At 59.4% G+C, this 21561-nt stretch carries 22 protein-coding genes and 2 tRNA genes; 5 read left to right on the forward strand and 19 right to left on the reverse strand.

Going from position 1 to position 21561, the window contains the following annotated elements; translation table 11 throughout:
• Window positions 1–81: 81 nt before the first annotated feature.
• The 8 genes from QLG02_RS03020 to rlmE all read right to left on the reverse strand — a co-directional run bounded on the left by QLG02_RS03020 (window position 82) and on the right by rlmE (window position 6450).
• Window positions 82–158: transfer RNA gene (locus QLG02_RS03020), tRNA-Met, on the reverse strand.
• 92 nt (window positions 159–250) lie between these two features.
• Window positions 251–335, reverse strand: a tRNA-Leu gene (locus QLG02_RS03025).
• A 7-nt stretch (window positions 336–342) separates the two neighbouring features.
• Window positions 343–669: a preprotein translocase subunit SecG gene (gene secG, locus QLG02_RS03030; RefSeq protein WP_010633113.1), complete on the reverse strand. Its 327-nt coding sequence runs from the start codon at window positions 667–669 to the stop codon at window positions 343–345.
• Window positions 670–1434: a triose-phosphate isomerase gene (tpiA, locus tag QLG02_RS03035; protein ID WP_011707077.1), complete on the reverse strand. Its 765-nt coding sequence runs from the start codon at window positions 1432–1434 to the stop codon at window positions 670–672. It lies immediately after the preceding gene.
• A gap of 131 nt (window positions 1435–1565) precedes the next feature.
• On the reverse strand, window positions 1566–2900 hold the full coding sequence (glmM, locus tag QLG02_RS03040) for a phosphoglucosamine mutase (RefSeq protein WP_016351721.1): 1335 nt from the start codon (window positions 2898–2900) through the stop codon (window positions 1566–1568).
• A 17-nt stretch (window positions 2901–2917) separates the two neighbouring features.
• Window positions 2918–3763, reverse strand: coding sequence for a dihydropteroate synthase (gene folP / locus QLG02_RS03045; protein WP_282464476.1), 846 nt, complete (start codon window positions 3761–3763; stop codon window positions 2918–2920).
• Window positions 3764–3825: 62 nt separating this feature from the next.
• Window positions 3826–5775, reverse strand: a complete 1950-nt coding sequence (gene ftsH, locus QLG02_RS03050; protein ID WP_011707080.1) for an ATP-dependent zinc metalloprotease FtsH — start codon at window positions 5773–5775, stop codon at window positions 3826–3828.
• Between the two features lie 45 nt (window positions 5776–5820).
• Window positions 5821–6450, reverse strand: coding sequence for a 23S rRNA (uridine(2552)-2'-O)-methyltransferase RlmE (gene rlmE / locus QLG02_RS03055; RefSeq protein WP_011707081.1), 630 nt, complete (start codon window positions 6448–6450; stop codon window positions 5821–5823).
• A 97-nt stretch (window positions 6451–6547) separates the two neighbouring features.
• On the opposite strand from rlmE, the gene yhbY reads away from it, so the two are divergent.
• Both yhbY and QLG02_RS03065 read left to right on the forward strand, forming a co-directional pair.
• Window positions 6548–6844, forward strand: coding sequence for a ribosome assembly RNA-binding protein YhbY (gene yhbY, locus QLG02_RS03060; protein WP_005298134.1), 297 nt, complete (start codon window positions 6548–6550; stop codon window positions 6842–6844).
• 104 nt (window positions 6845–6948) lie between these two features.
• Complete coding sequence (locus QLG02_RS03065; RefSeq protein WP_282464477.1) at window positions 6949–7542, forward strand: PilZ domain-containing protein; 594 nt, start codon at window positions 6949–6951, stop codon at window positions 7540–7542.
• Between the two features lie 47 nt (window positions 7543–7589).
• Here the strand turns inward: QLG02_RS03065 and greA are convergent, their stop codons facing one another.
• The 3 genes from greA to pomA form a co-directional block, all read right to left on the reverse strand.
• Window positions 7590–8066, reverse strand: a complete 477-nt coding sequence (greA, locus tag QLG02_RS03070; RefSeq protein ID WP_011707083.1) for a transcription elongation factor GreA — start codon at window positions 8064–8066, stop codon at window positions 7590–7592.
• A gap of 154 nt (window positions 8067–8220) precedes the next feature.
• The gene (locus QLG02_RS03075) at window positions 8221–9120 is read right to left on the reverse strand and encodes a flagellar motor protein MotB (protein ID WP_017409291.1); all 900 of its coding nucleotides are present in this window, start codon (window positions 9118–9120) and stop codon (window positions 8221–8223) included.
• An 8-nt stretch (window positions 9121–9128) separates the two neighbouring features.
• The gene (pomA, locus tag QLG02_RS03080; protein WP_135319129.1) at window positions 9129–9887 is read right to left on the reverse strand and encodes a flagellar motor protein PomA; all 759 of its coding nucleotides are present in this window, start codon (window positions 9885–9887) and stop codon (window positions 9129–9131) included.
• 220 nt (window positions 9888–10107) lie between these two features.
• Here pomA and xseB point away from each other — a divergent pair, with 220 nt between their 5' ends.
• From xseB to dxs, 3 genes are read left to right on the forward strand one after another with little or no spacing between them, the layout of a single operon-like run.
• Window positions 10108–10359 (forward strand): exodeoxyribonuclease VII small subunit, encoded by a 252-nt coding sequence (gene xseB, locus QLG02_RS03085; protein ID WP_016351725.1) that lies wholly within the window; start codon window positions 10108–10110, stop codon window positions 10357–10359.
• Complete coding sequence (gene ispA, locus QLG02_RS03090; RefSeq protein ID WP_103828439.1) at window positions 10360–11250, forward strand: (2E,6E)-farnesyl diphosphate synthase; 891 nt, start codon at window positions 10360–10362, stop codon at window positions 11248–11250.
• A gap of 21 nt (window positions 11251–11271) precedes the next feature.
• A complete protein-coding gene (gene dxs, locus QLG02_RS03095; RefSeq protein ID WP_282464478.1) occupies window positions 11272–13137 on the forward strand; it encodes a 1-deoxy-D-xylulose-5-phosphate synthase in 1866 nt (621 codons plus the stop codon).
• 79 nt (window positions 13138–13216) lie between these two features.
• Here the strand turns inward: dxs and QLG02_RS03100 are convergent, their stop codons facing one another.
• The 8 genes from QLG02_RS03100 to ribE all read right to left on the reverse strand — a co-directional run bounded on the left by QLG02_RS03100 (window position 13217) and on the right by ribE (window position 21507).
• Entirely contained in the window at window positions 13217–14158 is a 942-nt protein-coding gene (locus tag QLG02_RS03100; RefSeq protein WP_282464479.1) for an ABC transporter permease, read from the reverse strand.
• Between the two features lie 3 nt (window positions 14159–14161).
• A complete protein-coding gene (locus QLG02_RS03105; protein ID WP_011707090.1) occupies window positions 14162–15136 on the reverse strand; it encodes an ABC transporter permease in 975 nt (324 codons plus the stop codon).
• A gap of 99 nt (window positions 15137–15235) precedes the next feature.
• Complete coding sequence (locus tag QLG02_RS03110; RefSeq protein WP_044800621.1) at window positions 15236–16792, reverse strand: ABC transporter substrate-binding protein; 1557 nt, start codon at window positions 16790–16792, stop codon at window positions 15236–15238.
• Window positions 16793–16862: 70 nt separating this feature from the next.
• On the reverse strand, window positions 16863–18587 hold the full coding sequence (locus QLG02_RS03115; protein ID WP_011707092.1) for an ABC transporter ATP-binding protein: 1725 nt from the start codon (window positions 18585–18587) through the stop codon (window positions 16863–16865).
• Between the two features lie 510 nt (window positions 18588–19097).
• On the reverse strand, window positions 19098–19592 hold the full coding sequence (locus QLG02_RS03120; protein ID WP_282464480.1) for a phosphatidylglycerophosphatase A: 495 nt from the start codon (window positions 19590–19592) through the stop codon (window positions 19098–19100).
• The gene (thiL, locus tag QLG02_RS03125; RefSeq protein ID WP_282464481.1) at window positions 19589–20548 is read right to left on the reverse strand and encodes a thiamine-phosphate kinase; all 960 of its coding nucleotides are present in this window, start codon (window positions 20546–20548) and stop codon (window positions 19589–19591) included. The genes QLG02_RS03120 and thiL overlap by 4 nt, the downstream gene beginning before the upstream one ends.
• 60 nt (window positions 20549–20608) lie before the next feature.
• Window positions 20609–21022: a transcription antitermination factor NusB gene (gene nusB, locus QLG02_RS03130; protein WP_011707095.1), complete on the reverse strand. Its 414-nt coding sequence runs from the start codon at window positions 21020–21022 to the stop codon at window positions 20609–20611.
• A 14-nt stretch (window positions 21023–21036) separates the two neighbouring features.
• Window positions 21037–21507 (reverse strand): 6,7-dimethyl-8-ribityllumazine synthase, encoded by a 471-nt coding sequence (ribE, locus tag QLG02_RS03135; protein ID WP_016351731.1) that lies wholly within the window; start codon window positions 21505–21507, stop codon window positions 21037–21039.
• Between the last annotated feature and the right edge of the window lie 54 nt (window positions 21508–21561).

The following is a 21561-nucleotide window of genomic DNA, read 5'->3' on the forward strand; positions in this document are numbered from 1 at the left end:
TGTCAAATCGGGGCTTGGCGCTTTACCCTGATTGTCGCCTCGCAGCGACCGCCTTCCTGAGCGTAGGAAATGCGTGAAATTTGGTTGCGGGGGCCGGATTTGAACCGACGACCTTCGGGTTATGAGCCCGACGAGCTACCATGCTGCTCCACCCCGCGTCCGAAATCGTGCGAGATTATAGCCACTTCACCCTCGTCACACAAGACTGACTGGCTATAATACACCCGGTTACCCGGGCTCACTGCTTAATTGGTGCCGTGGGCGGGACTCGAACCCGCACACCCTAGAGCACTACCCCCTCAAGATAGCGTGTCTACCAATTCCACCACCACGGCAAAACTCTTACTCGGGAACGTCAGTGTCTTTCTTGACTGGCGCTTTGCTCTGCTCAACCTGTTGGGTTTGTTGCAGATTTTCCCATTCACTACCCTGTTTGACCTTGTTGCTGGACATAGAGCCAAGCACCAAGCTAATCAAGAAGAACAGAGTAGCCAAAATCGCTGTTGTGCGGGTCAGGAAGCTGCCTGAACCACCGGAGCCGAATACGGTATTCGATGCCCCTGCGCCGAAGGAGGCGCCCATGTCAGCCCCTTTACCTTGCTGAATCATCACCAGACCAATCAGAGCCAGTGACACCAGCAGATAAACGACCAAAAGAATCTCGTACATTTAACTTGCACCCTTTGCCGCTTCAACAATTCCTAAAAACGTCTGGTCATCGAGACTTGCTCCCCCAATCAGGCCGCCGTCAACGTCGGGCTGGGCAAACAACTCTCTCGCATTGGCCGGCGTCACGCTCCCACCATAGATGATTCTGACTTTCTCACCTATGACCGGAGTATCCTCCGCCAAGCGACCACGTATAAAGGAATGAACCTCTTGTGCCTGCTCGGGTGTGGCGCATTTACCTGTACCTACAGCCCAAATCGGCTCGTAGGCGATGATAGCATTATCGAAAGCCATCGCGCCATTTTTCTCTATGACGATGTCCAGCTCTTCGGCGATCACCTCGAAGGTTCTTCTCGCCTGCCTCGCTGCCCCTGATTCACCCAAACAGAGGATGGGAATCAGACCTGCCGCTCTGGCTGCCGCAAACTTCTCTGCGACGATAAAACTGGTCTCACCAAAGAGACGCCTGCGCTCGGAGTGCCCTACCAGTACGTATCGACACCCTGCCTCGACCAGCATCTGACACGAGATTTCCCCCGTGTAAGCGCCCTGTCTGTGCTGGCTCACATTCTGAGCCCCCAACTTCATTGTCCGCTGCTCACCGAGCAATGCGGCCGTAAAGTCGAGATGCACATGGGATGGACACAAGACCACGTCTACTCGTTCATCAACGCCCTTCAGACATTGACCAGTAAACTGCTCTAACTGCGACCTACTACCGTGTAACTTCCAGTTGGCGGCTACAAACGGCTTGCGATGTCCCATCGGCAACTCCCTTGCGAAAGCGGGGCTGATAATATCCAGAGGATTGTCAGCTGACAAGCGCTATTTTCAAATTTTCGAATCGTTTGAACAAGATACAACCAGGGCGGCTTAAAAGCCGCCCTTTTTGTTCATTAAAACGCCGATTCGACCTGTTGTGCGATGCGTTGGGCCATATCACGCACCTGCTGTTCATGTTCCCCTTCCACCATCACGCGGATCAGAGGTTCAGTGCCGGATTTGCGCAGCAGCACACGGCCACGACCGGCCAGCTCCTGTTCCACCTTGGCCACTTCCTGCTGCACGGCGTCGGCCGCCAGCGGATCCTTGCCTTCGGCAAAACGTACATTGACCAGCACCTGCGGGAACTTGTTCATGCCGGAGCGCAGCTTGGCCAGCGGCATCTCGGCGGTGCAGATGGCGGTCAGTACCTGCAGAGCGGCGACGATGCCATCCCCGGTAGTGGTCTGATCCAGGCAAATGATGTGACCGGAGTTCTCGCCGCCGATGCGCCAGCCCTTCTCGTTCATCATCTCCAGCACGTAGCGGTCACCCACCTTGGCGCGGGCGAACGGGATGCCGAGAGTCTGCAGCGCCAGCTCCAGACCCATGTTGGCCATCAGGGTGCCCACCACGCCGCCCTTGAGGCGACCGTTGCGCAGTGCATCGCGGGCAATGATGTAGAGGATTTCGTCGCCGTCGATGATATAGCCGGTGTTGTCCACCATCACCAGACGGTCGCCATCACCATCGAAGGCCACCCCCAGATCTGCCTTGCACTCCAGCACCTTGGCCGCCAGAGCTTCGGGGGCGGTCGAACCGACACCGTCGTTGATGTTGAGACCATCCGGGCTGCAGCCGATGGCGATCACTTCTGCTCCCAGCTCGCGGAACACGGAAGGCGCAATGTGGTAGGTCGCACCATGACCGCAGTCCACCACCATCTTCAACCCTTCCAGGCTCAGATTGGAGGGGAAAGTGCTCTTGCAGAATTCGATGTAACGACCAGCGGCATCGTCGATGCGCAGTGCCTTGCCCAGCTCGGCAGACTCCACACACTTGAGTTCGTGGTCCAGCTCGGCTTCGATGGCCATCTCGACTTCGTCAGGCAGCTTGGTACCGTCGGCGGAGAAGAACTTGATGCCGTTGTCGTAATAGGGGTTGTGGGAAGCGCTGATGACGATGCCGGCTTCGGCCCGGAAGGTGCGGGTCAGGTAGGCGACGGCCGGGGTGGGCATGGGGCCCATCAGAATGGCCTTGAGACCCGCGGCGGACAGGCCCGCCTCCAGTGCGGACTCCAGCATGTAGCCGGAGATGCGGGTATCCTTGCCGATCAGCACCTTGCGAGTACCCTTCTTGGAGAGCACCTTGCCCGCGGCCCAGCCCAGTTTCATCACGAAATCCGGGGTGATCGGGTATTCACCCACCTTGCCGCGTACACCGTCGGTGCCAAAATACTTTCTTGCCATTGTCTGTTCTCGTTTTTTTATTTGGATATGAAATCTTGTCCCGTCATGACCATCCAGCCGGTACGCAAGGCATCCATGGTCGCTCGCACATCGTGCACCCGAATGATCCGGGCACCGCGCTGCATCCCGATGAGCGCACAGGCCAGACTGCCGGCCAGCCGTTCATCAACCGGGCGGCCAAGCAGGTTGCCTATCATAGACTTTCGCGACATACCGACCAAGAGCGGAAGCTGGTAATCGAGCAACTTCTCCTGCTGCGCAAGCAGCTGATAGTTGTGTGCGAGCGTCTTGCCAAAACCGTAACCGGGGTCCAGCAACAACTGCTCCCTCCGTATTCCCGCTGCCAGGCAGGCGGCGATCCGCTCGTCGAAGAAAGCCCTCACCTCCCCCAGCAGATCATCATAATGCGGCTCTGCCTGCATGGTTCTCGGCTGTCCTTGCATGTGCATCAGGCACACCGGAACGTCGGCAACGGCGGCCGCGGCCAGGGCCCCCGGCTCGAGCAGGGCTCGTACGTCGTTGATAAGATGGGCACCCACCGCGCAGCCTTCCCGCATCACCGCCGCCTTGGAGGTATCCAGGGAGATCATCACCTCCAGTTCGGCGACCATGCGCTCCACCACGGGAATGACTCGGTCCAGTTCCTCCTGCTCGCTCACATCGGGAGCACCGGGACGGGTCGACTCGCCACCGATGTCGATGAGGGTCGCCCCCTCCGCCACCATCTGGCGCGCATGGGTCATCGCCCGCTCCAGCTGATTGAAATGACCGCCGTCGGAGAAGGAGTCCGGTGTCACATTGAGGATCCCCATGACGTGGGGACGTTCGAGGGAGAGGCTGAGCCCCTTGCTGGTTAGCTGCATCGTTACTTCCGTTGACATAAAGAAAAACCCCGGGGCCAGCCCGGGGTTTGTATCATCACGATTTATTTGGCCGGCAGATCGTTGGCCTTGTCGATATCGACATCAGCCACCTGCTCGGTCTCGGCTACCGCCGGCTTGGCCTCTGCAGCAACCGTGGCACCGCCTTGCGGGGTATCACCGTGCTCATCATGCCAGTTGCTGGGGGCACGCACTTCGCGGCGAGCCATCAGATCGTCGATCTGCTTGGCATCGATGGTCTCGTACTTCATCAGCGCATCTTTCATGCTGTGCAGCACGTCCATGTTGTCCAGCAGGATCTGCTTGGAGCGGGCGTAGTTGCGATCGATGACCTGCTTGACCTCGGCATCGATGACACGTGCAGTATCATCGGACATGTGCTTGGCCTTGGCCATGCTGCGACCGAGGAACACCTCGCCATCTTCTTCCGCATAGAGCATGGGGCCGAGGCGCTCGGACATGCCCCACTGGGTCACCATCTTGCGGGCGATGTCGGTGGCACGCTCGATGTCGTTGGACGCACCGGTCGATACCTTCTCAGCACCGTAGATCAACTCTTCCGCCAGACGACCGCCGTACAGGCTGGAGATCATGGACTCCAGATGCTGCTTGGAGTGGCTCCAGCGATCCTGCTCCGGCAGGTACATGGTCACACCCAGCGCACGACCGCGCGGAATGATGGAGACCTTGTAGACGGGGTCATGATCCGGCACCAGACGACCAATGATGGCGTGACCGGCTTCGTGATAGGCTGTCATCTCTTTCTCGGACTCTTTCATCACCATGGAGCGACGTTCCGCACCCATCATGATCTTGTCCTTGGCCTTTTCAAACTCGGCCATGGAAACCACACGACGGCTCTCGCGGGCCGAGAACAGAGCAGCTTCGTTGACCAGGTTGGCCAGGTCAGCACCGGAGAAACCGGGGGTGCCACGGGCAATCAGCGCCGGATTGACATCATCCGCCAACGGCACCTTGCGCATATGCACTTTCAGGATCTGTTCGCGACCACGGACATCCGGCAGACCGACCACGACCTGGCGGTCGAAACGACCCGGACGCAGCAAGGCCGGGTCCAGTACGTCAGGACGGTTGGTGGCGGCGATGACGATGATGCCTTCATTGCCTTCAAAGCCATCCATTTCGACCAGCATCTGGTTCAGGGTCTGCTCACGCTCGTCATGACCACCGCCCAGACCGGCACCACGCTGGCGACCGACTGCGTCAATCTCATCGATGAAGATGATGCAGGGAGAAGACTTCTTGGCCTGCTCGAACATGTCGCGTACCCGGGAGGCACCGACACCCACGAACATTTCGACGAAATCTGAACCCGAAATGGTAAAGAAGGGGACCTTGGCCTCGCCTGCAATGGCCTTGGCCAGCAGGGTCTTACCGGTACCGGGAGGACCAACCAGCAGCACACCGGTCGGAATCTTGCCGCCCAGTTTCTGGAACTTGCTCGGATCGCGCAGATAGTCGACCAGCTCCTTCACCTCTTCCTTGGCTTCGTCACAGCCGGCCACGTCGGCAAAGGTGGTCTTGATCTGATCTTCACTCATCAGGCGAGCCTTGCTCTTGCCGAACGACATGGCACCCTTGCCACCACCGCCCTGCATTTGACGCATGAAGAAGACCCAGACACCGATCAGCAACAGCATCGGGAACCAGGAGATGAAGATGGACGTCAGCAGAGACGGCTCTTCCGGCTTCTCGCCCATCACTTTGACATTGTGATTGAGCATGTCGTTGAGCAGCTGGGGATCCGGCGCCGGGATGATGGTGGTGAAGCGTTCACCGGTGCGCTTGACGCCATTAATGACCTTGCCATCCATCCGCACTTCACGGATCTGCTCTTGGGTCACTTCTTTAACGAAGCTGGAATAGTCCAGCTGGCGACTGGTGGTATCGCTGGGGCTGAAGCTATTGAACACCGACATCAACACGACGGCGATGACCAGCCACAGGATTAGGTTTTTCGCCATGTCACTCAAATCAGTAACCTCGCAGACTGACAGTTAACGATGAAGGTTAGGGTACTACAGTTTAAAACCGGTAGCCACAATGTAGACTTCTCGTGAACGGGCACGAGACGAGTCTGGTTTACGAATCTTGACGGCAGTGAAAAGTTTACGGATTTCATTGAGATAGATATCAAACCCCTCCCCCTGGAATACCTTGACCACGAAGCTGCCGTTGGCCCGCAGGACCTGATTGCACATGTCCAGCGCCAGTTCGACCAGATACATGGAACGGGCCTGATCCACCTGCTGAGTACCGCTCATGTTGGGCGCCATGTCGGACATGACGACGTCAACCTTGTCCGGACCTACCCGTTCAAGCAGGGCGCCCAGTACAGTTTCCTCCCGAAAGTCGCCCTGAAGGAAATCGACACCGGCGATGGAATCCATCGGCAGAATATCGCAGGCGATCACCCGGCCCTTGTCACCGACCTGGTCGATGGCAAACTGGGACCAGCCACCGGGGGCCGCCCCCAGATCCACCACCGTCATGCCCGGCTTGAGCAGTTTGTCCTTGCCCTGGATCTCGTCGATCTTGAACACGGCACGGGATCTCAGTCCCAACTTCTGGGCTTTTTTGACGTATTGATCGTCAAAATGCTCTTTTAACCAGCGGGTTGAACTGGGGGAATGTTTTTTCTGGGTCATGATCGTCGACTTTAAAAAACCACAAGGGTTATTAGTATTAAGGGCTAAGTGGGGGTAGAATACGCCCCTTTCAACCCTGACTTATGAAGAAATTGCCATGATTCTCAACAATAAACAGAAACAGTACCTCAAGGGCCTTGCCCACAGTCTGAAGCCGGTCGTCCTGCTGGGACAACACGGTCTGACCGAAGGTGTGCTGGCCGAGATCGATCTGGCGCTCAACCACCACGAGCTGATCAAGGTTAAGGTTGCGTCTGAAGATCGTGAGATGAAACAGCTGGTTATGGATGCCATCGTCCGTGAAACCGGCGCGGTGAAAGTACAGAGCATCGGCCACGTGCTGACCATCTATCGTCAGGCCAACGAGCCGAAAATCCAACTGCCCCGCAAGTAACAGGAAAGAGCATCGCTCTTTCCTTCATTTCCCCTCTTCCCAAGTCGCTTGCCAAAGTAGTCGCCAGGCCCTTAACCTGCGATGAATACTCGTGGATACCCGCTATGGATCACCATCAGATTCTCACCGAAGATGAACTGGCCATGCTACGGGACTTGGGAAGCGATCAGGAGACGGCCGCCGGTCAATCCCTGAGCGGTTATCTCGCCACTCCCCTGCTAGGCCTGCTGCAACGCGCCGACCAGCTGGTGCTGGAAGCCCGTTTTGCCGGGCATCAGCTCCGTTTTCCGCTGCGCTTCACTCAAGGGGATGATGGCTTCGTCGAGCCACGCATCGCCGCCCCCGTCATCAAGGAGCTGGGTTATCCCCATCCGCGCACTTGGCGGCTGGACGAGCAGGCCAGCTTCAGGATGGGTGAGCATGACTATCTAGTGCACAGCCTGTCGCTCGATGGTCTGGTCGTCGAGGGCCTGCCGCCCGGACTGGCCGTCGGCGCAACCTTGACAGGCAGCCTGCTCATTGAGGATCTCGCCCCCCTGCCGCTCAGCGCTGAGCTGGTCAGACACATTCATCGTCGCAACGGCATCCAGGGCTGGGCACTGCATTTCCAGATGGCCAAAGCGGACCTTGAACTGCTGCGCAACTGGATGTTCCAGCGTCATCAGGACGCCTTCACCCAGGCTTACCAGCCCCGCTAAATACAAACAGGGGAGCCGGGGCTCCCCTGTTCTGGCATCAAGCTACCTCAGAGGTAGGCAACTTCCAGGATCTCGTACTCCACATCGCCTGCCGGCGTTTTGACGATGGCCACATCGTCCACTTCCTTGCCGATCAGAGCACGGGCGATGGGGGAATTCACGGAGATCATGTTCTGTTTGATGTCCGCCTCGTCGTCGCCCACGATACGGTAGACCACCTCTTCTTCCGTCTCGCTCTTGAGCAGAGTCACGGTTGCCCCGAAGATGACGCGACCATTGTTGGTCATCTTGGTGATGTCGATCACCTGGGCGTTGGAGAGCTTGCTCTCGATTTCCTGGATACGGCCTTCACAGAAGCCTTGCTGCTCGCGGGCAGCATGGTATTCGGCGTTTTCTTTCAGATCACCATGTTCACGGGCATCTGCAATCGCTTCGATAATCTGCGGACGCAGCTCGGTCTTGAGATATTCGAGCTCTTCACGCAGCTTTTCAGCGCCGCGAACAGTCATCGGAGTATGATTCATAGTCGAAACCTGGGTTGCTTGAAAAGAGAAGCTGCGGCTATCAGAGAGAGCCGCAGCTGTCGGTTCGGATGAGGCATCTTAATATGAAGCCGGCACAAAATCCATGTCAGTCCCTGCGAGCGGGATCGCGCTTTCTCATCAGAATTTACCGGAACTATTTCTGCTCCTGCGCGCTGATCGGGGCTGACACCGTCGGTTTGCCCTGCATGATGGAGATCTCCACCCGCCGGTTCATGCGCCGGTTTTCCGGGCTGGTATTGGGCACCAGCGGCTGGGAATCGGCCATGCCCTGTACCACCAGCCGGCCGCCATCGAAGCCCGGTACCTTGATCATCTGGTGGGCTACCGCCACCGCCCGCTGGGAGGAGAGCTCCCAGTTGGACTGGAACAGCTCATCCTCGGTGGCGGCATCATCGGTATGGCCCGAGACGGTGATCTCGCCGGGCACATCCTTGAGCAGGGCTGCCACCTTGCGTACCACCGGCCAGAACTGGGGCTGCAGGAAGGCGGATCCCGCCGGGAAGGCCGCTTTTTCCCGGATCCGGATGATGATCTGCTGGCCCAGCGCCTCCACTTCGATTGCGCCATCCTGGATCTGCGCCTTCATCTGATCCGCCAGCGCCTTGGCCAGCGCGTTGGACTGCTCCTGCTGCTGTTGTTTCTGCGCCTCCTGTTGGGTATCGCCCCCCACCAGCTTCTCTTCACTCTTGTCATGACCGCCAGCCTGATCGGCATCACCGGGCTGGAAATCCAGCTCGGTCTGGGTCATGTCCATGGTCTGCTGCATGATGGTATCGATGGGGGTAGGCTCCGGGCGACCCGGCCTGAACTCCTGGGCGATGACGGAGGTTCCCTTGGGAATGTCCTTCACCTCGAGAATATTCTGTACCCCGAACGCCTTCTCCATGGAGCCGGCAATCTGCTTGAACTTCTGCACGTCCATCTCGGCAAACGAGAGCAGCAGCACGAAGAAGCACATCAGCAGCGACATCAGGTCGGCGAAGGTTCCCATATAGCCGGGCAGACCGGGAGGTGGGCATTTGCACTTTGCCATGCGCGCTCCTATTCGGTCCCGTTGCTGCGTTTGGACTGGTTCAGGTAGTTCTGCAGCATGGCCTGGATCACTCTCGGGTTCTGGCCATCCTGAATGCCCATGATGGCGTCGAGGATCAGGGTACGGCTCAGCTGCTCCTCACCGCTGCGCAGCTCCAGCTTGTCGGCGATGGGGATGGCGATCATGTTGGCCTCGATCGCCCCGTACAGGGTGGTGAGCAAGGCCACCGCCATGGCCGGGCCGATGGATTTAGGGTCACTCATGTTCGCCAGCATGGCCACCAGGCCCACCAGGGTACCTATCATCCCCATGGCAGGGCCGAGATCCCCCAGGGAGCGGAACACCTTGACGGCGATGACGTGGCGCTCCGAGGTCAGCTCGATGTCCTTCTCCATCACCGCCCGCACCACGTCGGCGTCATGGCCGTCCACCAGCATGTCGATGCCCTTCTTCATGAAGGTATTGGGGATCTCCGCCGCCTCCAGGGCCAGGAAGCCCCCCTTGCGGGCCGCGTCCGCCAGCTCCACCGCCTTGGCAATCAGGTCATCGAGCTTGTCCCCCTTGTACATGAATGCCTTGCCGGCCACCTTGAACGCCATCAGAAACTGGCCGAGGTTGAACTTCATCATGCAGATGAACAGAGAACCCAAAATGGTGATATAGACCGAGGGCATATCCACATACATGCTCATGGGGCCACCCAGCAGCATGCCGTACACCACCACCCCGAACCCCAGCACTATGCCTATCAGACTGCCTAAATCCACATCCCTACTCCTGTCAGCTGAAATTTGTTGTATCTGCAGTTTGTTGAATTTTCTGCTATTGGCTCATCAGCGGCAAGGGTTGCCACAATTTTCCCCATTCGGAAGATGGCTTATTATCGGCCACTTTTCCGAGAGTTTAAGCCGACGGCATTTTTCTGCCTCCCCCCTGCCCGTCGTCGATGTTAAGATAAGCCGTTTTTTTCAATCCCCGAGGATGGACATGGCCAGTAAAAAAATCGACCGCCTGAGTTTTGATGCCACTCTGGAAGAGCTGGAAACCATAGTTCATCAACTGGAACAGGGCTCCCTACCGCTGGAAGAGGCCCTCAAGCAGTTTGAGCAGGGCATTCATCTGGTGCGGGCCGGCCAGCAGAAGCTGGAGCAGGCCGAGCAGAAGATCCAGATCCTGCTGACTCAGGCCGATGGCAGCGAGCAAGCCGTCCCCTTCCAGCCAGAGCAAGGAGAGGAGTGAGTGACGCTGGACGATTTTTCCCGCCTGCACCGGCAACGTATTGACGACTGTCTGTCTGCACAACTTGAATCCTTGCCCGCCATGGCCCCTCGCCTGCGCGATGCCATGCGCTATGGCCTGCTGCTGGGCGGCAAACGGGTGCGCCCCTTCCTGGTCTACGCCGTCGGCGAGATGCTGGGCGTAAAGAACGAGCTGCTGGACGGCCCTGCCGCCGCGGTGGAGTGCATCCACGCCTACTCCCTGCTACACGACGATCTGCCCGCCATGGACAACGACGATCTGCGTCGCGGTCAGCCGACGGTGCACAAGGCATTTGATGAAGGCACCGCCATTTTGGCCGGCGACGCCCTGCAGACCCTGGCCTTCACCATTCTGGCCGATCACCCGATGCCGGATTCGCTGCTGGCCAACCGGGTACGGATGCTGAGCCGACTGGCCCGCGCCTCGGGTTATCTCGGCATGTGCGGCGGTCAGGCGCTGGATCTGCTGGCGGAAGGGCGCCAGATTTCCCTCGCCGAGCTGGAACAGGTACACCGCCACAAGACCGGGGCTCTCATCGAGTGCGCCGTGGCGCTTGGCGCCCTGTGCAAGGCGGACGTGGATGAAACCACCCTGAGCGCGCTGCAAACCTATGCCGCCGCCATCGGTCTCGCCTTCCAGGTGCAGGATGACATCCTCGACATCACGGGCGATACCGCCACCCTCGGCAAGCGGCAAGGTTCCGATCTGGCGCTGGAAAAGAGTACCTATCCGGCGCTGCTGGGGCTCGACAATGCCCGTGAGCTGGCTCGCGAACTGCATGGTAAAGCCTTAACAGCCTTGCAATCTTTGCCCTACAATACCGACATTCTGGAAGCGTTTGCCGATTACATCATCGAGCGAACCCACTAAACGCTGGATAACAGTAACAATATGAGCGTTGATATAAGTAATTTCCCCAACCTGGCCCTCGCGGATACGCCGGTCGAGTTGCGATCCCTGCCCTTCGAGCGACTGCCCGTACTGTGCAACGAACTGCGTGAATATCTGCTGCGTTCGGTGAGTCGCTCCAGTGGCCATCTTGCCTCCGGGCTCGGTACCGTCGAACTGACGGTGGCGCTGCACTACGTCTACAACACCCCGTTCGATCGGCTGGTGTGGGACGTGGGCCACCAGGCTTATCCCCACAAGATCCTCACCGGTCGCCGCGATCGGATGCAAAGCATCCGCCAGAAAGACGGTCTGCACCCCTTCCCCTGGCGCGGCGAGAGCGAATATGACGTGCTCTCAGTCGGCCACTCCAGCACCTCCATCGGTGCGGCGCTCGGCATGGCCGTTGCGGCCGAAAGCGAAGGGCTGGGGCGCAAGGTGGTAGCGGTGATCGGCGATGGCGCCATCACTGCCGGCATGGCGTTCGAGGCACTCAATCACGCCGGCGATGTCCACAAGGACATGCTGGTGGTGCTCAACGACAACGAGATGTCCATCTCAGAAAATGTCGGGGCACTGAACAACCACCTGGCCCGCATCATGTCTGGCAAGCTCTACACCACCATCCGCGAGGGTGGCAAGAAGGTGCTGGCCGGCCTGCCGCCGGTCAAGGAGCTGGCCAAGCGGGCCGAGGAACACCTCAAGGGAATGGTGGTGCCCGGCACCCTGTTCGAGGAGTTCGGCTTCAACTACATCGGCCCCATCGACGGCCACGACATCAACGCCCTGGTCGAGACCCTGCGTAACATGCGCAACCTCAAGGGGCCGCAGCTGCTGCACGTCAAGACCAAGAAGGGCAAGGGCTACGAGCCCGCCGAGAAGGACCCCATCGGTTATCACGGCGTGCCCAAGTTCAATCCGGACGAGTGCACCCTGCCCAAGGCGAGCGGCGGCAAGCCGAGCTTCTCCGCCATCTTCGGCCAGTGGCTGTGCGACATGGCGGCCAAGGATGAGCGGCTGGTCGGCATCACCCCGGCCATGCGCGAAGGCTCCGGCCTGGTGAAGTTCAGCCAGCAGTATCCGGATCGCTACTTCGACGTGGCCATCGCCGAGCAGCACGCGGTCACCTTCGCCGCCGGTCTCGCCATCGCCGACCAGAAGCCGGTGGTCGCCATCTACTCGAGCTTCCTGCAGCGGGCCTACGACCAGTTGATCCACGATGTGGCGCTGCAAGAGCTGCCGGTACTGTTCGCCATCGACCGGGCCGGTCTGGTGGGGGCCGACGGCCCCACCCATCAGGGGGCGTTCGACATCAGCTTCCTGCGCACCGTGCCCAACATGGTGATCATGACCCCGTCCGACGAGAACGAATGCCGTCAGATGCTCTACACCGGCTACCAGTGCAACGGGCCGGCGGCGGTGCGCTACCCCCGCGGCAGCGGCACCGGCATCCAGGTCGAGAGCGAGATGCAGGCGCTGGCGCTCGGCAAGGGGCGCATCGTGCGTCAAGGCAAGGGCACCGCCATCCTGGCGTTCGGCACCCTGCTGCAACAGGCCAAAGCGGCAGCCGAGGCGCTCGATGCCACCCTGGTGGACATGCGCTTCGTCAAACCGATGGACGAGGCGCTGGTGCTCTCTCTGGCCGCGACCCACGATCAGTTCGTCACCCTCGAGGACAACGCCATCATGGGCGGCGCGGGCTCTGCGGTGAACGAGCTGCTGATGCACAGCAAACAGTGCAAGCCGGTGCTCAATCTCGGCCTGCCGGATCGCTTCGTCGAACAGGGTACCCAGGAAGAGATCTACGCTCTATTGGGGCTCGATGGCGCCGGCATCCAGCGCAGCATAGAGCAGTGGCTGCAGGCTTGACCCCCTCAGCACACACAGCAAAAGGGCGCCGTTACGGCGCCCTTTTTGTTTGTCTGTCTCGTTGGTTTATCTGTGACCATCAGCCCTTGTAGAGCTTGGGATTGAACACATCCCGCAGCCAGTCACCCAGCAGGTTGATGACCAGCACCAGCACCACCAGGCAGATGCCCGGGAAGGCGGTGATCCACCAGGAACCGGAGAAGATGTAGTTGAAGCCCACGCTGATGAGCGAGCCCAGCGACGGCTGATCCACCGGCATCCCCAGACCGAGGAAGGAGAGCGCCGCCTCACTCATGATGGCGTTGGCCACCTGCACCGTGGAGATGACCAGGATCGGCGACAGGCAGTTGGGCAGAATGTGGCGGAACATGATGCGTGGGGCGCGAAAGCCCATCACCTTGGCCGCTTCCACATACTCCTTCTTCTTCTCCGCCAGCACCGAGGCACGCACGGTTCTGGCGTACTGCGGCCACTCCGCGATACCGATGATCACCACCAGCATCAGGATGGCGAACTTCGAGTAGAACTCGGAACCAAACGTAGCCTGAAAGATGGCGGAGATGATGATCGCCACCATCATGGTGGAGAACGACAGCTGCACGTCGGCAAAGCGCATCAGCAGGCTGTCGATGCGGCCACCGAAGTAACCGGCGATCAACCCGATGACAATGCCGAGCACCAGCTGCAGCGCCACCGCGAACAGACCTATGGTCAGCGAGATGCGGGCGCCATAGAGGATGGTGCTCCAGATGTCGCGACCCTGGTTGTCGGTACCGAGCCAGAAGCGCTCTTCGCCCCCTTCCAGCCAGGAGGGCGGCAATTCGGCATCCATCAGATCGAAGCTGGTCTGGTCGTAGACGTTGTACGGGGCCAGCCAGGGTGCCAGCAGCGCCGCCAGTACGAACACCACGAACACCGCAAAGCTGAACATGGCTACCTTGTCCCGCAGGAAGTAGTAGACGATGTCGGAATTTTTAATACGTGCCCAACGGCTTGGGCTTGCAGTTACAGCATTAGTCATCTGTTACCCCTTGGCGGTCAGGTTGACGGTCGGGTTGATCAACCCGTAAAGCAGGTCGACCAGGGTATTGGTCACCACGAAAATGAGCCCGACGAAGATGACGTAGGCGGTGATGAGGGGCGTATCGACCCGGTGGATCGCCTCGAGGAACAGGAAGCCGGTCCCCGGCCACTGGAACACGCTCTCGGTCAGGATGGTGTAGGCCACCATGGTGCCGATCTGCACACCACCGACGGTAATGACCGGCAGCATGGTGTTCTTGAGGGCGTGGCTGTAGTAGACCTTGTTGTTGTCCAGCCCCTTGGCACGGGCGAACTTGACGTACTCGGAGGAGAGCTGCTCCAGCATCTCGGAGCGCACCAGCCGGATGAACAGCGGCAGCATGATGGAGGAGAGTGCCACGCAGGGCAGGATCAAATGCTTGATGCCGTCCCAGGTGAAGAAGCCCGACTCCCAGCCCAGCAGGTTGTAGGTCTCGCCGCGGCCATAGGCCGGCAGCCAGCCCAGCTGGATGGAGAAGAGGTACATCAGCATGATGGCGGTCAGGAACACCGGGATCGAGATACCGATGCTGCTCCCCGCCATGATGATCTTGGTCGGTATGCTGTGCGGGCGGATCGCCGAGTAGACCCCAAGCGGAATGGAGACCACCACGATGATCAGCGCAGCGCCAAACACCAGCTCAAGAGTAGCCACCAGCTTGTCGAGGATAACCTCGAGGGCTGGTCGCTTGAAGAAGTAGGAAGTACCCAGATCCCCGTGTACCGCGTTCTTCAAGAAGCGGCTGTATTTGACGAGGAAAGGATCGTTGAGGCCCATCTTCTCGCGCAATTCGTGGCGCTGGGCTTCGGAGACCGATTGTCCCACCAGCTCGCGCAACGGATCCCCCAGGTTGTCCTGGATGGAGAAGGCGACCAGGCTGATGACGAACATCACTATCACGGCCTGATAGAACCGTTTCAGCAGGAATGTAAACATGCTTGTCCTTCTACGTGGCCTGTGTCATGGCACAGGCTTCTGTTAGCAGGCGGGGTGGCCGGCTGACCACCCCGCCCCGTCCTTCCTTGCAACCTTCGCTTACTTGCCGACCACCAGGTCGCCGAAGTAAGGGAAGTTCATCACGTTGACCACCGGCTTGATATCGGCGTTCTTCTTGGCGCCGTAGGCCAAATCTTCCCAGTGCAGCGGCACATAGGCAGCGTCGTCGATCAGCATGGCTTCGACCTTCTTCAGCATCTCGGCACGCTTGGCCGGATCGGTCTCGGCGTTGGCCTGCTCGACCAGCTTGTCAGCCTCGGCGTTGGCATAACCGGCGCAGTTGTACTGGCCCATGCCGGTCTTGGCATCCTTGGTGAAGGTCAGGAACTCGAAGAAGTTCGCACTGTCTTCGGTGTCGGAGTGCCAGCCGATCAGCTGCATGTCCGCGGCGCACTTGTCAAACTCAGGCCAGTACTGGGCCACCGGCATGGTCTTCAGATCCACCTTGATGTTGATCTTGGCCAGCATGGCGGAGACGGCCTGGGCAATCTTGACGTCGTTGACGTAACGGGCAGCCGGGGAGATGAAGCTCATCTTGAAGCCCTGCTCATAGCCGGCTTCCTTCATCAGCTGCTTGGCCTTGGCCAGATCATACTGGGGCTTGAGCGCCTCGTTGTGACCGGCATAGCCTTTCGGGCTCAGCTGGCCGGCAGGGGTACCGAAGCCTTTGTTGATCTTCTCGACGATGCCCACCTGGTTGATGGCGTAGTTGATCGCCTGACGCACGCGCTTGTCTTTCAGCGCCGGGTTGGTGTTCTGGTTCAGCTCGATGATGATGGCGCGGGTACCGGACAGGGTCACCAGCTGGGTGTCCTTGCCGTTCTTCACGCGCTCCAGATCGTTCGGCGCAACCGGGTAGATCACGTCCACGTCACCACCCAGCAGGGCCGCCACGCGGGTGGCGTCCTCCTTGATGGGCACCACGGTCAGGTTGTCGACGTTGCCCTTGGAGGCCTTGTCCCAGTAGTTGGCGTTGCGGGTGTACTCCAGCTTGACGCCCTGCTCGCGGAACTTGACGCTGAACGGGCCGGTACCGGAGACATGGGTGGAGGCGTAGGAGTCGCCGTTCTTGACGATCTCGGCCTTGTCTTTGCCCGCCTCGGTCTTGCCGGTATAGAACTTGGAGTCCATCGGGAAGATATAGGTGACGGTCTGCAGCACCAGCGGGAACGGCTTGGCGGTGATCAGATCAACGGTGTACTCATCGACCTTCTTCACTTCGGCGATGGGGTCGAAGATGGCCTTGAAGTCGACGGAGGACTTCAGACGGTTGACGGTCCACACCACGTCATCGGCGGTGAAGTCGTTGCCGGAGTGGAACTTGACGCCCTTGCGCAGGAAGAAGCGCACGGTCTTGTCGTCGATGCGCTCATACTTCTCGGCCAGACGCGGCTCGAATTTCAGGTCCTGGGTGTAACGCATCAGCGGATCGAACACCAGGTGGGACATCTCCAGGGTCTGACCGGAGAGCTGCTCCTGCGGGTCCAGCGAGGTAGCGTCGGAGGCGACGGCGACCTTGATGTCGACGGCGGAAACGTTAAAAGCGAAACCGGCGGCAAACAGCGCCAGGGCAATCTTGGATAATCCTTTCTTCATGTCTTTCTCCATGCTTTTGGCTTTTTATTGACACTTTTTTTGACAAGCAGAGCGGCGGGCCGCCCCTTTCCTAGCTTGCGATTTCCAGCCCCTCGCGGGACATTCCCTTGAACTCCGGCATGAGGGAGATCAGCTTGCGGCTGTACTCATGCTCGGCATTGGTAAAGAGTTTCTCGGTCTCCGCCACTTCCACCAGATGACCGTGCTGCATCACCCCGATGCGATCGCACATCTGGCGGATCACCGGCAGATCGTGACTGATGAACAGCATGGTGAGGCCTAGCTCCTGCTGCAAATCCTTGAGCAGGTTGAGGATCTGGGCCTGCACCGACACATCCAGCGCCGAGGTGGGCTCGTCGCAGATGAGGAAACGTGGCCGGGTCGCCAGGGCGCGGGCAATGGAGATACGCTGACGCTGGCCGCCGGAGAATTCGTGGGGATACTTGACCCCGGCACCGCGGCCAAGGCCGACGTGATCCAGCAGATCCCCCACGATCCCCTCGATCTGGCTCTCGCTGCCAGCCAGCTTATGAAAGCGGATCGGCTCTGCGATGATGTCACGCACCTTCATGCGCGGGTTCATCGAGGAGTAGGGATTCTGGAACACCATCTGCATCTGGCGACGCAGCGGGCGGCGCTCATGCTCGCCCTTGAGCGCGGTCAGATCGATCCCCTCGAAGAAGATCTTGCCGGTATCGGGCGGATAGAGGCCGGTGATGGCACGGGCGATGGTCGACTTGCCGGAGCCAGACTCCCCCACCAGACCGAAGGTTTCACCCTCGAAGATCTCGAAGCTGATGTTGTTGCAAGCCCGCACGTACTGGCGGCGGCTCGGGAACAGGGAATCCTTGGTGACGAACTTCAGATCCACGTTCTCCACCCGCAGCAGCGCCCCTTCATAGGCGCGCTCGTCCTGACTCTGGCCGAGCCAGTGGGTCTTGAGATCGATGCTGGTATCCGCCGCACCGGCGTCCTCGATATAGGAAACCAGCGGGAAGCGCACCAGCTTCACATCCGAGCGGGGCACCGCCGAGATGAGGCTGCGGGTATAGGGGTGGTTGGGGCGGCCCAGCACCTGTTCGGTGGTACCGAACTCCACCAGATCGCCGCGATACATGACCGCCACCTTGTCGGTGACGTTGGACACCACGCCCATGTCGTGAGTCACCAGCATGCAGCCCACCTGCCGCTCTTTACAGAGGTTGCGGATGAGCTGGAGGATCTGATCCTGAATGGAGACGTCCAGCGCCGTGGTCGGTTCGTCGGCGATGATGAGCTCGGGATCGCCGGAGAGGGCGATGGCAATGACCACCCGTTGGCGCATGCCACCGGAGAACTGATGGGGGTACTGCTTGATGCGCAGCTCAGGCTGCGGGATCCCCACCGCCGCCATCAGGGAAAGCGCCTTGGCAAAGGCCGCCTCACGGGTGAGGTCGGTATTGGCCAGAATGGTTTCAACCAGCTGCCGTTCGACGGTGAACAGCGGGTTGAGGGAGGTCATGGGGTCCTGGAAGATGAAGCCGATGCGCGACCCTCGAATGGCCCGCATCTCGTTCTGGCTCTTGCCGGAGATGAGTTCGCCATTGAGATAGATGTCGCCACGGGCGATACGGCCAGGGGGGCTCAGCAGGTCGATGACGGCGTTGCCTATGGTGGACTTGCCGGCACCGGACTCGCCTACCACACCGACTATCTCTCCCTTTTCCACGGAAAAAGAGAGATCCTTCACTGCGGCCAGCACCCCGTAGCGGGAGGGGTACTCGATCCGCAAGTTTTTCACTTCGAGCAAGGACATGTTTACCTCTGCGGGGGACATCCGTCCCAAATAATTCGTCCGTAAATCGGCCGCAGATGCCGGTCGTGCCTTGGGGTGATCTTGAGTGCTTGATATGACTGCAAAACGCTCAATCCATGAGACAACGAAACCAGCGATCCGGGCGGGTTTTTTGCATTTTTTTGGAATAACCCGCGAGTAACTTAGACGGTTTGGCGGCGAGTGTAAATGATCGGGTTATACAATTTCGCAATACTTTGCTCAGTTAGCAGCCAAGTCAGCAGTCATAAATCATGACTACTATCACATATACAGACTATATGACCAATAAAATGCATGACTAGTGCTTTTACTTTCAACAATGGCGTAACAGGCGGGAATATTCACTATTGACTTAATAGTCTTAAGCTTCGAATGAGTAGTGAATATTTATGTGAAATGATTTTTTAACGGCAGCATATGCCGATGAATGAAAACTAAACAGAGATATATAGGGGGATGCCAGCATGGCGCTCCCCCTTGCTGTCACCCTCAACCCAGCCAGTATGCCAGCGATTGCATACAAAACAGGGCGAACAGGCCAGCGATGAGATCGTCCAGCATGATGCCAAGGCCGCCATGAATGCGGCGATCAAACCAGGAGATGGGCCAGGGCTTGAGGATGTCGAACAACCGGAACAGCACGAAACCGGCCAGCACCCATTCCCAGCCAGCCGGCGCCGCTATCATGGTGACCCCAAAACCGATCACCTCGTCCCAGACGATGGCGCCGTGATCCGGCATGCCGATGGCATCGGTGGCGCTCTGGCAGATCCGGATGCCCACCACGAAGCCCAACACCAGCAGCCCAATGAACCAGGGCGTCGACAGACCGCTCACCAGCAGGTAAAGGGGGATGGCGGCGAGCGTCCCCATGGTACCCGGCGCCTTGGGCGAAAGGCCGGAGCCAAAACCCACCGCCAGAAAGTGCAGCGGATGCTTCAGGTTCAGCCGCTTCAGCTCGGGCTTTATCGCGAACAGGCTCATGCGAAGTGGTCCCACCCTTTCAGCTCCAGCGCCACCATTTGTTCACCCCGCAGATAGTCGATGCCCGGCTCGCCGGCAACGATGCGGCCGATGCGGGTAAATTTGACGCCGCAGTTGGCCAGCGCCGTGTCCAGCGCGCCGCGATGCTCCTCCGGCACGGTGAAGCAGAGCTCATAGTCATCGCCACCCGCCAGTGCCAGCTGCCAGGCATCCTGTTCGCTCACCGCATCCTGCAGCACCGGCGAGAGCGGCAGCAGATCGAGATCGATCTGGGCCCGCACGCCGGAGGCCTTGAGGATATGGCCGAGATCCGAGGAAAGCCCGTCGGAGAGATCCAGCGCGCTGCCGGCCAGCCCGCGCAGGGCCTGTCCGGCCAGAATGCGGGGATGGGGATGGTCGAGGCGCGGCAGCACGGCCGCCAGCTGGTTCTCGTTGAGGGTTCGCTTGGCCAGCAGATGGGAGAGCGCCAGGGCGGCATCGCCCAGGGTGCCGGTCACGTAGACCCCGTCCCCGGCCTTGGCACCGCTGCGCAGCAGGGCACGGCCAGCCGGCACCGACCCTTTCACCGATACCGTGATGGAGAGCGGGCCGCGGGTCATGTCGCCGCCCACCAGCGCCACGTTGTAGTATTCGGCAAGCTCCAGGAACCCTTCGGCAAAACCGGCTACCCAGGCCTCGTTGATGGTGGGCAGGGTCAGCGCCAGCGAGACCCAGCGCGGCTCGGCGCCCATGGCAGCCAGATCGGAGAGATTGACCGCCAGCGCCTTGTAGCCCAGATCCACCGGATCCATGTCGGGAAAGAAGTGGACGCCGCTCACCAGGGTATCTGTGCTCACCGCCAGCTGGGTGTCGGGGGGCAGGGTCAGCAGGGCACAATCATCTCCAGGGCCCATCACCACGTCCTTGCGGGCGTGAGGGACCTTGAAGTACTTATCAATCAGCTCGAATTCACCCATACAGTAAAAAGCCAGCAATAAGCTGGCTCCTCTCTTAGATGCTGTTGACGGACAGCAGGATCAACGCTTGTTCAGCGACTTGATCACCTTGTCCAGTACACCGTTGACAAACTTGTGGCTGTCATCGGCAGCAAAGGATTTGGCCAGCTCGATCGCTTCGTTGATGGCCACGCGCGGCGGCACATCATCACGACGGGTCAGCTCATAGGTCGCCAGACGCAGGATCGCCTTGTCCACCATGTCCACTTCTTCCAGCGGACGGGAGAGGAAAGGTGCGAAGACCTTGTCCAGCTCGTTGCAGTGGAGGGCTACTCCGAACAGCAGATCGCGGAAGTAGTTCAGGTCCACACCCTTGGTGTCCTGATCGATCTTGAACTGCTCTTCGATGTCGCCCACGTTGGCCTTGGTCATCTGCCACTGGTAGATGGCCTGGGTGGCACAATGGCGGGCCTTGCGGCGCTCGGACGGTTTCAATGCATTTCTCCTCGTTACACGTCCAGCTGTTTCAGGACGTTGATCATTTCGAGCGCGCTCAATGCTGCCTCTGCACCCTTGTTACCCGCCTTGGTACCGGCACGCTCGATGGCTTGTTCAATGTTTTCAGTGGTCAGTACGCCGAAGGCAACCGGAATTTCATATTCCATCATTACCTGGGCCATGCCCTTGCTGTTCTCGTTTGCCACCAGATCGAAGTGATAGGTGCCGCCACGGATGACGGTGCCCAGCGCCACGATGGCGTCATATTGACCACTCTTGGCCAGCTTCTTGATGGCCAGGGGGATTTCGACTGCGCCCGGCACTCGCACCAGGGTCAGGTTGCTGTCCTGGACTTGACCTTGACGCTTCAGTACGTCTACCGCACCGTCCACCAGGCTTTCGTTGATGAAGCTGTTGAAACGGGCAACGACAATAGCAACGCGCGCCTCAGGAGCGGCGATATTTCCTTCGATAACCTTCATGGGAAATCCTGTCTCTGTGCAATCAAAAGGGGCCGGAGTCAAAAGTGCGCACAT

The organism is Aeromonas sp. V90_14, from assembly GCF_029967615.1.
Taxonomy (GTDB): Bacteria; Pseudomonadota; Gammaproteobacteria; order Enterobacterales; family Aeromonadaceae; genus Aeromonas; species Aeromonas hydrophila.